Below are 13,877 nucleotides of genomic sequence, written 5' to 3' on the forward strand. Positions count from 1 at the left end.
GGACTAATAAGGCAGGTAGATGGGCGCTTATATACTTCGCAGATTGCTGCTCGTGATCCCGACTCTGCTCGGGATTATGATCCTCAATTTCGCGATCATCCAATTCATGCCGGGTGGTCCGATTGAACAGGTCATCGCGCGGATGCAGGGCAATGGGGATGTGTTTGAAAACATCTCTGGCGGGGCAGGGGATGCTGAATTCCAAAGTGCGGGCGTTGAACTCCAAGGGGCCTATCCCGGCGCGCAGGGGCTGGATCCACGCTACCTCGCTGAGTTGGAAAAGCGGTTTGGGTTCGACAAGCCACCGCTTGAGCGGTTCCTGAACATGATGTGGAACTACGTCCGCTTTGACTTCGGAGAGAGTTATTTCCGAAAAATTTCTGTGCTGGATCTGGTTCTGGAAAAGATGCCTGTGTCGATCACACTCGGCCTTTGGTCCACGATCATTGCGTATCTTGTGTCGATCCCGCTAGGCATTCGTAAAGCCATCAAAGATGGGTCACAGTTCGACACTTGGACCTCTGGCGCGATCATCGTGGCCTACGCGATCCCTGGATTCCTTTTTGCAATTCTTCTGATCGTTCTCTTCGCGGGCGGTAGCTATTGGCGGATATTCCCATTGCGCGGCCTCACCAGTTCAAACTGGGAAGAACTGACCATGTGGGGAAAGGTGATCGACTACCTTTGGCACATCACGTTGCCTGTTCTGGCCTCAACGATTTCGGCCTTTGCAACGCTGACCTTGCTGACCAAAAACAGCTTCCTTGATGAGATCAAAAAGCAATACGTGATGACGGCCCGTGCCAAAGGGCTAACGGAAAATCGCGTCCTTTATGGGCATGTGTTCCGCAATGCGATGCTGATCGTGATTTCTGGATTTCCGGCGCTTTTCGTCGCGGTGTTCTTTGGGGGGTCGGTGATCATCGAAACGCTGTTCAGCCTCGATGGATTGGGGCGCATGGGATACGAGGCGGCGATTGCGCGGGATTATCCCGTGGTCTTTGGGACGCTCTACGCGTTTTCGCTGATGGGGCTGGTCGTCGGTATTATCACCGACATCACTTACGTGTTTATCGATCCACGGATCGATTTTGAAAGCAGGGGGTAGGGTATGCGTCTGTCTCCACTCAATCAGCGTCGCTGGCGTAACTTCAAGCGAAACCGTCGTGCAGTTTGGTCCCTGATTATCTTAGGTGCATGTTTCATTCTGAGCCTCTTCGCTGAGTTTATCGCCAACGATAAACCGATCCTCGTCAGCTACCGCGGTGAACTGCGCAGCCCCGTTTTGTCTTTCTACTCGGAAAAGGACTTTGGCGGCGATTTTGCGACCGAGGCTATTTACTCCTCCATCGAGGTGAAATGCCTGATCGTGTCTGGCGGCGCGGTGGAGTGTTTCGACGACCCCGAAGGTATCTATGAAACCGTAACGACAGGTAGCACGCCCGAGGTTGAGGATTTCTCTAAGGGTTGGATGGTCTGGCCCGTCATCCCTTATTCCTACGATACGATTGTTGATGTGCGCGGCGTCGCCCCCGCGCCACCTTCTGACACGAACCTATTGGGGACGGACGACACCAAACGCGATGTTCTGGCACGTGTGATCTATGGTTTCCGACTATCGATTTTCTTCGCCATGATGGTCGTCGGCGTGTCCTCGGTCATTGGGATCGTCGCTGGCGCAGTCCAAGGATACTTCGGCGGGTGGGTCGATCTCGGTTTTCAGCGGTTCATTGAAATTTGGGGTGGGATGCCATCGCTCTATGTGATGATCATCCTCGTCGCCATTTTGGGAAAATCCTTCTGGCTTTTGGTCTTTATCACCGTGCTGTTCGGTTGGCCTGCCTTGGTCGGTGTCGTACGAGCCGAATTTCTCCGTGCTCGCAATTTTGAATACGTGCGTGCCGCGCGTGCTTTGGGTGTCAGTGACAGGACAATCATGTTCCGTCATGTGCTCCCCAATGCGATGGTGGCAACGGTGACGATGTTGCCCTTCTTGGTCACGGGTGCAATTGCGACTCTGGCTAGTCTCGATTTTCTGGGCTTTGGCCTACCATCGTCTGCTCCGTCACTCGGTGACTTGACCCTTCAGGCCAAACGCAACCTTCAGGCGCCGTGGCTAGGCTTTACGGCGTTCTTTACCTTTGCATTCATGCTATCGCTCCTCGTCTTTATCTTCGAGGGCGTGCGCGATGCCTTTGACCCGCGAAAGACATTCTCATGAGTTTGCTCGAGGTCAACAAACTCTGTGTCGATTTCCGACAGGACAGTCAAACAACACGGGCTGTTCGCGGCGTGTCGTTTAGCGTCGAAAGGGGCGAGACCCTTGCCCTGGTCGGTGAGTCTGGCTCTGGTAAATCAGTGACGGCTTTGTCGACAGTGGACCTGTTGGCAGACAGTGCTCAGGTCTCGGGTTCGATCCGCTACAACGGCGAAGAAATGGTGGGCGCATCAGACGCCGCTTTGCGCCGCGTGCGGGGCAACGACATTAGTTTCATTTTCCAAGAGCCGATGACCTCGCTTAACCCGCTGCACACGATCGAAAAGCAGTTGGGCGAGTCCATCGAATTACACCAAGGCCTGCGTGGGCCAAAGGTGCGTGACCGCATCATCGAACTGCTCGACCGCGTGGGTATCCGTGATTCCGCGTCGCGATTGGCGAGCTATCCGCATGAGCTTTCGGGCGGGCAGCGCCAGCGCGTCATGATTGCGATGGCACTGGCCAATGGGCCTGACCTGCTGATCGCTGACGAACCGACGACGGCGTTGGATGTGACCATTCAGGCGCAAATCCTCGACCTGATGGAGGACCTAAAGCGCAAAGAGGGCATGGCGATGCTCTTTATCACGCACGACCTGACGATCGTTCGGAAGATCGCGGACAAGGTCTGCGTGATGAAGGACGGTGAGATTGTAGAAGCGGGACCAACGGCTGAGATTTTCAGTAATCCGCAGCATCCATATACTCAGATGTTGTTGGCGGCTGAGGCGGCTGGCGAACCAGCCCCTGTGCCAGAGAACGCGCCTGTTATTGCCGAAACCCAAAACCTCAAGATTTGGTTCCCGATCAAACGCGGACTAATGCGGCGCACGACGGGCTACGTCAAAGCCGTAAACGATGCGACCCTAACCGTCCACGCTGGAGAGACATTGGGGATCGTAGTGAATCGGGGTCGGGGAAGACGACGCTCGCTCTGGCAGTCATGCGATTGATCCGCTCTGAGGGACGAATTGTGTTCATGGGGCAGGCCCTTGATGGTTTGAACCAGAAACACATGAGGCCTCTGCGCAGCGGCATGCAGATCGTGTTCCAAGACCCCTTCGGTTCTCTCTCGCCGCGTATGACCGTCGAACAGATCATCGCTGAAGGACTAACCGTTCACGGTGTCGAACGTGGTCAGAGCCCGCGTGAAATGGTTGCGGAGATCATGACCGAAGTCGGGTTGGACCCCGAAATGATGCACCGCTATCCGCACGAATTTTCGGGTGGTCAACGGCAGCGGATCGCTATTGCGCGAGCGATGATTTTGCGTCCGAAACTTGTGGTCTTGGATGAGCCGACCTCTGCGCTGGATATGACGGTGCAAGTGCAAATCGTTGACCTGTTGCGCGAACTGCAGCGTAAACACGGTCTGGCCTATTTGTTCATCAGTCACGATCTCAAGGTCGTGCGCGCACTGTCCCACAAGATCATGGTGATGCGTGCTGGCGATGTGGTTGAGGCAGGCTCTGCGGCACAAATCTTTGATGCACCGCAGTCGGATTATACTCGTGCGCTCATGGCTGCTGCATTTGAAGGTCGGGCAGCGACTTAACCTTCGCTGCCGATCATAAAGCAGTTCTGGCCACGCGCTTGCAGGCGACGACAAGCGAGTTCAGCCGTTTCGCGTGACATGCCCATAAAGTTTGCATCAAACCCACGCGGGCTCTGCACCACGCGGCGCAGCGATCCATCGAGGGTCGCCATTTCGTTTAGGGCAACACGGACGAGGATCCGTTCCGCTTCATAGCGCGATCCAAAGCGACCTACATTGATGCCCCAGTGGCGGCCACCCGATGTCGAGACGCGGGTGACAACTTCAGGTCCTGTGGCGGCGGCTACAGCGACGGCCACATCGGCGGGATCAGTGATGACCTCTTCGATCTCAACTGGGGCTGAGGCTTGGATAAATGCAGCTGGGCGCGCTTCGGGGCGTGGTACCGCTTGGGCGACAACGACTTGCGGGGCTTCTTCGATGACTTCAGCCACTTGTTCGATTTCAGCGATTTCCATCGCCGCGGCCAGTGCGTTTTCGATATCTGCAGCGTCTGCGACAACGGCCACGACCGCTTGCTCAGATACAGGGCGTGGCGTTGGTCGTGGGCTGGATGTCACGGCACCGGTCACGCGAATGGTGCGTCCCGCTGCGCCCGGAACATCGGTCACGTTTGCTGCAATTAGCTGCGGTTCATCATTGGAGCTGCTGCCAGGCTGGTAGGCCGGCAGGGGCGGGCGTTGGATGCGAGCGTTACGCGGCGCTTGAGCAAAGCCCATGTCGAGCAGTTCAGCAGCACGGGCGTTGCGTGCTGCAACAGAGGACGCGCCAAAGACGGACGCGATGATGCGCACGTTGCCGCGCTGTGCAGAGGCGACGAGGTTATAGCCTGCAGCGCTGGTAAAGCCGGTCTTGATGCCGTCTGCGCCTTCATAGGCATTCAGGAAACGGCGGTTGGTGTTATACACTTCTGCCATGCCAGCATCGGTCGAGCGGCGCGAGAAGATGTTGTAGTACTGCGGGAAATCGTAGACGAGGTGACGTCCAAGAATGGCCATGTCGTGCGCGGTGGACATGTGGCCGTTCTGAGTGAGGCCGTTTGCATTACGGAACGACGACCGCGACATACCCATCGATTGGGCCATACGGTTCATTCTACGCGCAAATGCGGCTTCTGATCCTTCGAGCGCGATGCCGATTGCAGTCGCTGCATCGTTTGCCGACTTCACAGCCGCAGCGCGGATCAAATACCGAAGGCGAATTTCCTGACCTGTGCGCAGGCCGAGTTTACTGGGCGGTTCTGCTGCAGCCTCATACGTGATTTTGACCATCGTGTCTGGGCTGATCTCTCCGCGTTCGATGGCTTGGAACGCGATGTAAAGGGTCATCATTTTGGTGAGTGAGGCGGGGTGAAGCGGCGTGTCTGCGTTATAGGATTGGATCACTTCGCCAGTGCGCGCGTCCATCACATAGGTTGCCCCTGGGCCTGCCACAGCAGTCTGCGGAACCCACATCGCAAAGACCAATGCGATTGACACAAATAGACCCATTAGGGCCCGAAATTTCGGACGACCTGCCACGGTTTGCCTCATACTGCCTCACGGCTCCAATCTAACGCTGGATGCCTTATTGATTGAGGAGAGAGTAACACGGTCGGATTCAGCCGAAAACACCTTATTTCAAAGCACTTTCATCGGGTGGTTGAACTGCAACGCCATATCTGGTGGTCGAATATTTGTGATCCGCTATATCGGCGATTGTGGCGGAAATGGGGCGGCGCGTCAGGCGAGTTCGGCTATCAACTTGGGTAGGTCGCCCAGACTTTCGAGTCGGTGATATCTGACGTGTTCAGGCTCTTCGGCGTGTTCTAATTCCCACGTCAGCTCGTGTGGAACGTAAATTCCCCATCCGCCGGCCTCAATCGCGGGGATAATGTCAGACTTTAACGAATTGCCGACCATCATGACGCGAGGGGTCTCAAATCGTGCAAAAATACGTTGATACACGGCGGCGGTCTTGTCGCTGACAATTTCGACGGACGAGAAATAATCCCCAAGATTGGATTGGGCGAGCTTACGCTCTTGATCCAAGAGATCGCCTTTGGTGATCAGGACGATCTGCGTGGAATTCGCCAGTTCAGGGATCACCTTGTCAACGTGAGGCAGCAAATTGATCGGATGCGCCAGCATATCACGCCCCATATCAATCAGCGCCAAAGTGATATGCCCAGGGAGTTTAGCATCTGTTACAGCAAGAGCGGTTTCGATCATCGAGAGGGTGAACCCTTTGATCCCATACCCATAGAACCGAAGATTGCGACGCTCCGCAGCCAAAAGCCTCGCCCGAAGGTCGTGAGGATCGACATAATCTGCCAGTAATTCGGCAAATCTGTTTTGGCTCATTTGAAAGAATTTTTCGTTGTGCCAAAGGGTATCATCCGCGTCGAATGCAATTGTCCATCGATGTGGCATGCCTTGGCTCCTGCTGGGGGTTTTCTTAGGCTCCAATAAGATTATATAACGCAGTGGACAGTTACGACTAGTGAGAGCATGAAGCGAACTGACTTCTTTATGATGGCCGAGGGGAATGACGACGATAATGACATCGGCGTCAAACTTGACGTGCGGCCCAAGACCAAGCGTCCGCCGTTGTATAAGGTGCTCATCCTCAACGATGACTACACGCCAATGGAATTCGTTGTGCACGTGCTGGAACGTTTCTTTGGGATGAACCATGCCCAAGCGTTTGAGCTAATGCTCACCGTTCACAAAAAAGGTGTCGCCGTCGTTGGCGTCTATTCCTACGAAATTGCTGAAACCAAAGTGACGCAAGTGATGGATTTCGCGCAGCGTCATCAGCACCCGTTGCAATGCACAATGGAGAAAGAGTGACGCCTTGCGTCACCGTTCACACATGTCCAAATCCAGATTAGCTACTGCCCTGAATGATGGGCTTATCGTCCTGCCCGAAGGTCCAATTCGCGTCATGCGTCCCGCTGCGGATTACGACCTGTCGATGTTCGCTCGTGAAAACCTGTGGATTGATACGGGGTTCAAGCCAGATGCGGTTGCGTGGTCAGGGGCGGGCTACAGCCTCGATCCAGTTGATGCGCCTGTAACGATTGTCGTTGTGCCGCGAGCCAAGGCTCTCGCGCGTGCGATGGTTGCTGAAGCTGCTAAATCCACCTTGGTTCTTATCGATGGTCAGAAGACCGATGGGATCGATAGTCTGTTCAAAGAATGCCGCAAGTCGCTGGGCGATCTGCCAAGCGTGACCAAATCGCATGGCCGCCTGTTCTGGTTTGGTGGCGAAAACCAATTCACAGATTGGGCGCTGGGCGATCCGAACAAAGGCGAGAACGGGTTCTATACCAGCGCAGGCGTGTTCTCTGATGGTCAGGTGGATCGCGGGTCGAAACTGCTTGCCTCTGCTTTGCCAGAGAAATTGCCCAAACGGATGGCCGATTTTGGCGCAGGCTGGGGCTATCTGTCCGATACGGTTCTGAAACGCGAAGGCGTAGAAAGCATTGATCTGATCGAGGCGGAAAAAGTCGCTCTCGATTGTGCGCGTCTCAATGTGCCTGATGATCGTGCGGCGTTCCATTGGGCGGACGCCACAACGTGGAAAGCGCCTGACAGCTATGGTGGCATCGTCATGAACCCGCCATTCCACATTGGCCGTGAAGGGAGCCCCGCCTTGGGCCGTGCCTTTATCGCTAATGCCGCGCGGAACCTCACGACCTCTGGGCACTTGTGGATGGTTGCGAACCGTCACTTGCCTTACGAGGCTGCGCTCAATGACCATTTCAAAGAGGTCAAAGAGATCGGTGGCGATGGCGCGTTTAAATTGTTCCACGCCTTCCGCCCAATCCGCTAAGTTCTGACAGTCGACACTCAGGAGAGTCCAATGTCTTTTTCCATCGAAGGTAAAACCGCGATTGTGACGGGCGCCGCGAATGGCGTGGGTTTGGCAATCGGACGGCATTTCATCGAACAGGGCGCGAATGTGATGTTCGCTGACATGGACGAAGCCGCGCTTCAGCGCGAGATCGGGGTGGAGATTGAGGCCGACAGCGGGCCTGCCCGTATCTTTGCGGGTGATCTTCGCAAGAAACTGACGATCAAGAACCTGCTCTCTGCGACCGTGGATGCATTTGAACAGATCGATATCCTTGTGAACGCGGCCCGTCAGATCGTCCTGACGGATCCGCTGAACCCTGATGATGACAGTGTATCGATGTTGCTAGAGCAGAACATGCTCTCGGGTCTACGGTTGTCGCAGGCGGTAGCGCGTCGGATGGTGAAACTGGCTGAGGGGCAGGACAAACAGCAAGTTGGTACAATCATCAACTTGTCGTCGATTGCTGCGCGACGCACCCATCCTGATCTTCTCGCCTATTCGGTGTCGACGGCTGCGGCTGATCAAATGACACGGTCGCTGGCCGTTGCGCTGGCCCCGCATCGTATCCGCGTTAACTCTGTCGCCTTCGGCAGCGTTATGAGCGCGAGCCTTAAGGGTGCATTGAAAGAACACGATGGATACCGCGAAGATATCCTGTGTCACACGCCGCTGAACCGCATCGCAAGCGCCTCTGAGGTCTGCGATGCCGTTCAATATCTCGCGTGCGAGGCGTCTGGCTTTGTCACGGGTCAGATCATCACCGTGGACGGTGGGCGCACCCTGATCGATCCCGTTGGATGCGCCGCGCACTAAACCTGCTTATTCAGGGTGAATAGCAACGCACTGGTTGATGCCGTCTTGGACGGTTGAGGCCATGGCCTCTCGGCGCTGGAGAAGCGACTGCAGCTTTGCCTGTTCCGCGTTCAAATCGATTGCCACAGGTACTTTGTATTCGCGAGTCATCACCTCGTCGCAGGGGAAACGAACCTGTTCGCCAGACTCGAGCGTTTGCGTGCAAGTCCGATCAATCGTCACAACTTCGGACCGTTCAGCGAGCGCATAGCCGCGATCAATATTTGCTTGGGTTTCAGCGATAAGGGCGTTCAATGTCCGCTGGTTCGAGGTCACCTCGTTGATGCAACGTTCGCGAGGTGTGCCACAGGCTGCCAAAGCAACGAGTGGCAAAAGGATCAGGGCAGCACGCATATCGAATCTCCGTCAATTGGTCACACATCTGCGGTGTGGTTTCGCCCTCATATCAATGCTATGGCCGAGTGATATTCAATAGCACGACGAAAGGTGTCCCGATGACAGAGCAAATGGCTGATGAAAAAGCACGCGCATCCGCATGGTTCCGTCAACTGAGGGACGACATCGTCGCTGCCTTTGAAAACCTTGAAGACACCCAGACAGAAGGCCCTACAGCGTCGATGCCCGCTGGCCGTTTTGAAGTCACGGAAACGAAACGTCAGGGCGACGCAGGTGAGGATGCAGGCGGCGGTCTGATGAGTGTGATGCGCGGTGGTCGTGTATTCGAAAAAGTCGGAGTAAACGTCTCAACGGTTTACGGCTCGTTGGGCGTGGCCGCGCAAAAATCCATGGCTGCCCGTGGAGTTCCAGGTGTCGAAGAAGACCCTCGGTTCTGGGCGTCCGGCATTTCACTCGTAGCGCATATGCAGAACCCGCATGCGCCCGCCGTCCACATGAATACACGTATGTTCTGGACCCCTGCGGCGTGGTGGTTTGGCGGAGGGTCCGACCTGAACCCTTGCATCGAATATGCCGAGGACACTCAGCATTTTCATGATGTGCAAAAGCAGCACCTCGATCCGCATGGCGACCATCTTTATCCCGAACTCAAAGCATGGGCGGACGAGTATTTTTATGTGCCGCACCGTGGGCGTGCACGTGGCGTTGGTGGTATCTTTATGGACGACCGCAATTCTGGTGATTGGGAGGCCGATTTCGCGCTGACTCAAGACATCGGACGCGCTTTTTTGCCTGCGTATTTGCCTGTCACAGAAAAGCGCCGCAATATGCCTTGGAGTGAGGCGGATAAGGATAAGCAATTGATCCACCGTGGCCTCTATGCCGAGTATAATCTTGTCTACGATCGCGGTACCAAATTCGGCCTCGCTACCGGTCATGATGCCAACGCGGTTCTGATGAGCCTACCTCCGATGGCGAAATGGATTTAACCCAGTCTATTATTCAATTTGCCTTGGCGTCGTTCCTTATCGAGCTCACGCCAGGGCCGAACATGGCCTATCTCGCAGTCGTCGCCGCATGTGAAGGGCGGCGCTACGGATTTGCGGCTGTGGCGGGTGTTGCGCTCGGTCTGGCCTTGGTCGGGATCGCGGCGGCGCTGGGCGTCGGGGCGATGATCAATGCCTCGCCCGTACTGTATCAAACCTTACGCTGGGGTGGCGTGCTCTATCTGCTGTGGTTGGCCTATGACGGCTGGCGCGATTCTGATGAAGAGATCGAACATGCTGCGCTCGGCTCGCCGTTGCTGATGTTTTTTCGGCGTGGTCTGATTACGAACCTTTTGAACCCAAAGGCAGCCGTTTTCTATATCGCTGTCTTGCCGGGTTTTGTGGTTGATGGCGCCGCGGTGATGCCGCAGACAATCACATTGTCCGTTGTCTATGTAGTCGTTGCCACGGCAATCCATGCGGCAATTGTCGGCTTGGCTGGGACGGCACAGACCTTGCTCGAAAACCCGAGAAAAAGGCTGGTCCTGCGGCGTTTCTTGTCGGTCGCTCTGGCCTTGGTCGCGTTTTGGTTTGCGTGGAAAACCCAAGGCTAAAGCAAAACGGGGACCCGAAGGCCCCCGTCTGAAGTGTCTCTAACGATCAGATTACGCGCCGCGCACGGTGTCGATCATCAATTGGACGTTGTCAGGGCTTGCATCAGGCGTGATCCCGTGACCGAGGTTAAAGATGTGCGGCCCATTGGACAGCGCATCCACAACTTTGCGCGTTTCTCGGATCAGATCGTCGCCACCCGTAACCATGTGGTGAGAGGCGAGGTTGCCTTGGACGCAGCCGCCTGTTTGCACGTGAGCCGCGGCCCATTCAGGCGACACGCCGTCGTCGAGAGCAATGCAATCGGCGCCGATCTTTTCATGCAGTCCTTCATAGCGTTCACCGGCGCCGCGCGGGAAAGCGATGACTGGCAAATGAGGATGGCGATCTTTAAGCGCGGTAGTGATCCTACGGGCGGGTTCAACCGCGAAATCATAGAAGTCTTGTCCCTGAAGGCTACCGGCCCAGCTATCGAAAATCTTAATGACCTCAGCCCCTGCGACAACCTGTTTGGACAGGTATTCGATGGTCGCATCCGTCAGAAGGTCGATCAGCGCTGAAAAGGTCGCACGATCAGCAGATTTCAGCGCGTGCGCTGGGCCCTGATCCGGTGTGCCGCGACCTGCAATCATATAAGTCGCAACCGTCCAAGGAGCGCCAGCAAAGCCAATCAGCGTCGTTTCCTTTGGCAATTCGCGGGAGAGGATTTTGACCGTCTCATAAACAGGATTCAGAACTTCATCGATCTGATCAATCGGTTTGAGCGCCTTAAGTTCTGCAGGTGTTGTGACCGTCGTCATCCGCGGACCTTCGCCCGTTTCAAACCAAAGATCGACGCCCAAGGCCTGCGGCAATAGCAAAATGTCAGCAAAAAGAATCGCTGCGTCGAATCCGTAGCGGCGGATCGGCTGCAAAGTGACCTCTGCGGCGAGTTCCGAATTGTAGCAAAGTGACAGGAAATCCCCTGCTTGCGCACGGGTTGCGCGATATTCAGGGAGATACCGTCCTGCTTGCCGCATCATCCAGATCGGCGGGGTAGGCAGTTTTTCACCGGCAAGGGCGCGCAAGATCGTCTTTGTCATGGTCATTCCTTTTCGTTCCCGTGGTTGGTCGCCAATGACGCAGGGCAAGTCAAGCCATTGCTGGCACGCAAAGGCGCGGCTAGAAAGCGCATATGACCATGATTTTGCCCACACCCGCTGAACCGCTTATGATCGGAACCCGTGGTTCGCCACTGGCGCTGGCGCAAGCCTACGAAACCCGCGCCCGTTTGATGGCAGCCTTTGATCTGCCCGAGGGTGCCTTTGAGATCGTTGTGATTAAAACTACAGGCGATGATCGTTCCATGATCGATGCGGATCGTCCTCTCAAGGAAATCGGCAATAAGGGTCTGTTTACCAAAGAAATCGAAGAGGCAATGCTGGATGGCCGCATCGATATCGCGGTTCATTCGATGAAAGACATGCCTGTCGCACAGCCAGGTGGCCTTGTGCTCGATTGTTATCTCCCGCGTGAAGATGTGCGTGACGCCTTTGTTTCGTTGAAGGATGGTGGCTTGGCCGCTCTGCCCGAAGGTGCTGTGGTTGGGACGTCGTCCTTGCGCCGCAAAGCGCAGCTTCTCAATCGCCGTCCCGATCTGAAAATCGTGGAATTTCGCGGTAACGTTCAGACCCGTCTGAAAAAACTGGGCGATGGCGTTGCGGATGCGACTTTCCTCGCGATGGCCGGTTTGAACCGTCTGAACATGATCGATGTGCCGCGTTTGGCCATCGAAGTCGAAGAAATGCTGCCCGCCGTTGCGCAGGGCGCAATCGGGATTGAACGCCGCGTAGATGATGAACGCGCCGCCACGATGCTGGCTGCAATCCATCACACCCCCACTGGGCAGCGACTCGCTGCTGAGCGGGCGTTTCTGGCAGCTCTGGATGGATCGTGTGAAACTCCAATTGGTGGACTGGCCGAATTGCAAGGCGACACGCTGCGCCTTCGCGGAGAGATCTTGCGCATCGACGGTTCGCAATCCCTGAGCGATGAAGTCTCTGGTCCAATCAGCGAAGGTCCCGCACTGGGCCAAGCCCTGGCTAAAACCTTGCTGGATAGGGCAGGCGGACGCTTCTTTTAATAGAGTTTCAAGGCCGCCAGAAATGGCGGCTTTGTTTTTTCGTCGGTCGGAATGAAAAAAGCTGGCTTTGCCTCTTGACGCGGACCCCAGCCAATAATATTCCGCCCGCACTTTCGGCGGTGTAGCTCAGTTGGTTAGAGCAGAGGAATCATAATCCTTGTGTCCGGGGTTCGAGTCCCTGCACCGCCACCATATCCCCCAGATATCAATGGAAATTCGCCGAATAGTGATCGGGTAAACCGTTATCCGTTCAGGCTATAGCGGCGAATGGTTTCAAATCGACCGTCAGGGCGTTCGCCGACCAGCGCGATAGCGTCGATGAAGAACGGGCGCGGGAGTGTGCCGAGGCTCAGCTCTTCAATCGCTGCCATCGAACGGGTCGCTGTTTCGGGGTCCAATTTGCCAGAAAGCGTCATGTGGAATTTGAACTCCTCCATGACATAGGGATAGCCCCATTGCATCAAAAGCTCTGTCTGTCGTTCGGTGAGGCCCGCTGCTTTACGGCGTTCTGTCTCTGACGCGCTGGCGGGGGCGCGGAAGTGGTCGAGTTCGCGGACGCAAGCTGCCGCTAATGCATTGAGGCCCGACTGGGATCCTTCGACTGTAAAGGCGAGGAAAGAGCTGATCTGGCTTAGTTTGAGGCCGTCGGGCGCCACTGGAGCCAATACATCCGCGAGGTCGGCCACTGCGGCTTGCAGTTCGACTTCACCATGCGACTCGGCCAGTCGGAAGGGTGGCTTCAGTGTCGCGTGAAACCCGTATTTCCGTGGCGCATCTGTGACGGCCTCAAGGTCAAGGTCGTCCACATGCGGGTGTGGAACGGCGCTGCCCGAGGCGATATCCCATCCCAACCATGCTGCGCCGAATTGCTCGAGCGGTCCCGCAGGTGGAACATAGTAGATGGCGAAACGAGTGTAATCGGACATGGCTTGTTCCCTTTTTAACGGGGGATTTCGCAGAGTTGCGTGAAACCTTAATGACATCGACTGGAGTGTAAACCGATGCACAAAAAGGTGTTCACGGTCCGTTTAGTCGGCAACTTCAGCGTCAAATCCAATCACATCGAGGGCGTCGATGACTTCGGCAGAGGTCTTATCGGTCGCGACTGTGATCTTGCGCGCATCCATATCGAATTCGACGGTTGCTGCACCATCTAGGCCAGCGATTGCTGCCCCAATGGATGATTTACAGTGACCGCAGCTCATTTCGGGAACGTAAAGTTTCATTCTAGTCTCCAAGCTGTGCACATTAGATGGCGCTTCCACCTGCTGGAAGGTCAAGGGGCTATTGACCTTC

The 13,877-nt window shown here is 55.7% G+C and carries 14 protein-coding genes, 1 tRNA gene and 1 pseudogene; 10 read left to right on the plus strand and 6 right to left on the minus strand.

The window, feature by feature from the left end; all coding sequences use genetic code 11:
• The first annotated feature begins 19 nt into the window (after window positions 1–19).
• From BSK21_RS02110 to BSK21_RS02120, 3 genes and pseudogenes are all read left to right on the plus strand, one after another.
• Window positions 20–1,108: a microcin C ABC transporter permease YejB gene (locus tag BSK21_RS02110; protein ID WP_067550196.1), complete on the plus strand. Its 1,089-nt coding sequence runs from the start codon at window positions 20–22 to the stop codon at window positions 1,106–1,108.
• 3 nt (window positions 1,109–1,111) lie between these two features.
• Window positions 1,112–2,221 (plus strand): ABC transporter permease, encoded by a 1,110-nt coding sequence (locus BSK21_RS02115; RefSeq protein WP_067550194.1) that lies wholly within the window; start codon window positions 1,112–1,114, stop codon window positions 2,219–2,221.
• A pseudogene (locus BSK21_RS02120) lies at window positions 2,212–3,812 on the plus strand (ABC transporter ATP-binding protein). The gene BSK21_RS02115 and the pseudogene BSK21_RS02120 overlap by 10 nt, the downstream one beginning before the upstream one ends.
• Here BSK21_RS02120 and BSK21_RS02125 read toward each other — a convergent pair.
• Window positions 3,809–5,266: a D-alanyl-D-alanine carboxypeptidase family protein gene (locus tag BSK21_RS02125; protein ID WP_082959441.1), complete on the minus strand. Its 1,458-nt coding sequence runs from the start codon at window positions 5,264–5,266 to the stop codon at window positions 3,809–3,811. The pseudogene BSK21_RS02120 and the gene BSK21_RS02125 sit on opposite strands and share 4 nt — an antisense overlap.
• A gap of 267 nt (window positions 5,267–5,533) precedes the next feature.
• A complete protein-coding gene (locus BSK21_RS02130) occupies window positions 5,534–6,223 on the minus strand; it encodes an HAD family hydrolase (RefSeq protein WP_067550191.1) in 690 nt (229 codons plus the stop codon).
• 78 nt (window positions 6,224–6,301) lie between these two features.
• On the opposite strand from BSK21_RS02130, the gene clpS reads away from it, so the two are divergent.
• The 3 genes from clpS to BSK21_RS02145 are packed head-to-tail and all read left to right on the plus strand — an operon-like array spanning window position 6,302 to window position 8,465.
• A complete protein-coding gene (gene clpS, locus BSK21_RS02135; RefSeq protein WP_067550189.1) occupies window positions 6,302–6,643 on the plus strand; it encodes an ATP-dependent Clp protease adapter ClpS in 342 nt (113 codons plus the stop codon).
• 22 nt (window positions 6,644–6,665) lie between these two features.
• Window positions 6,666–7,628, plus strand: coding sequence for a class I SAM-dependent methyltransferase (locus tag BSK21_RS02140; RefSeq protein WP_074038944.1), 963 nt, complete (start codon window positions 6,666–6,668; stop codon window positions 7,626–7,628).
• Between the two features lie 30 nt (window positions 7,629–7,658).
• A complete protein-coding gene (locus BSK21_RS02145) occupies window positions 7,659–8,465 on the plus strand; it encodes an SDR family NAD(P)-dependent oxidoreductase (RefSeq protein WP_067550187.1) in 807 nt (268 codons plus the stop codon).
• Window positions 8,466–8,471: 6 nt separating this feature from the next.
• Here BSK21_RS02145 and BSK21_RS02150 read toward each other — a convergent pair whose 3' ends face one another.
• Entirely contained in the window at window positions 8,472–8,858 is a 387-nt protein-coding gene (locus BSK21_RS02150; RefSeq protein WP_067550185.1) for a hypothetical protein, read from the minus strand.
• A gap of 101 nt (window positions 8,859–8,959) precedes the next feature.
• On the opposite strand from BSK21_RS02150, the gene hemF reads away from it, so the two are divergent.
• Complete coding sequence (gene hemF, locus BSK21_RS02155; protein WP_067550183.1) at window positions 8,960–9,850, plus strand: oxygen-dependent coproporphyrinogen oxidase; 891 nt, start codon at window positions 8,960–8,962, stop codon at window positions 9,848–9,850.
• 62 nt (window positions 9,851–9,912) lie between these two features.
• On the plus strand, window positions 9,913–10,461 hold the full coding sequence (locus BSK21_RS02160) for a LysE family translocator (RefSeq protein ID WP_197498175.1): 549 nt from the start codon (window positions 9,913–9,915) through the stop codon (window positions 10,459–10,461).
• A gap of 51 nt (window positions 10,462–10,512) precedes the next feature.
• Here BSK21_RS02160 and hemE read toward each other — a convergent pair whose 3' ends face one another.
• Complete coding sequence (gene hemE / locus BSK21_RS02165; protein WP_067550179.1) at window positions 10,513–11,547, minus strand: uroporphyrinogen decarboxylase; 1,035 nt, start codon at window positions 11,545–11,547, stop codon at window positions 10,513–10,515.
• 86 nt (window positions 11,548–11,633) lie between these two features.
• On the opposite strand from hemE, the gene hemC reads away from it, so the two are divergent.
• Together hemC and BSK21_RS02175 are read left to right on the plus strand one after the other, a co-directional pair.
• On the plus strand, window positions 11,634–12,581 hold the full coding sequence (gene hemC / locus BSK21_RS02170; protein ID WP_067550177.1) for a hydroxymethylbilane synthase: 948 nt from the start codon (window positions 11,634–11,636) through the stop codon (window positions 12,579–12,581).
• A 115-nt stretch (window positions 12,582–12,696) separates the two neighbouring features.
• Window positions 12,697–12,773: transfer RNA gene (locus tag BSK21_RS02175), tRNA-Met, on the plus strand.
• A 50-nt stretch (window positions 12,774–12,823) separates the two neighbouring features.
• On the opposite strand, the gene BSK21_RS02180 is transcribed toward BSK21_RS02175, so the two are convergent.
• Complete coding sequence (locus BSK21_RS02180; protein ID WP_067550175.1) at window positions 12,824–13,507, minus strand: DUF1045 domain-containing protein; 684 nt, start codon at window positions 13,505–13,507, stop codon at window positions 12,824–12,826.
• A gap of 102 nt (window positions 13,508–13,609) precedes the next feature.
• Complete coding sequence (locus tag BSK21_RS02185) at window positions 13,610–13,807, minus strand: heavy-metal-associated domain-containing protein (RefSeq protein ID WP_067550173.1); 198 nt, start codon at window positions 13,805–13,807, stop codon at window positions 13,610–13,612.
• Between the last annotated feature and the right edge of the window lie 70 nt (window positions 13,808–13,877).

The sequence above is a fragment of the Marivivens sp. JLT3646 genome (genome assembly GCF_001908835.1).
Lineage (GTDB): Bacteria > Pseudomonadota > Alphaproteobacteria > Rhodobacterales > Rhodobacteraceae > Marivivens > Marivivens geojensis.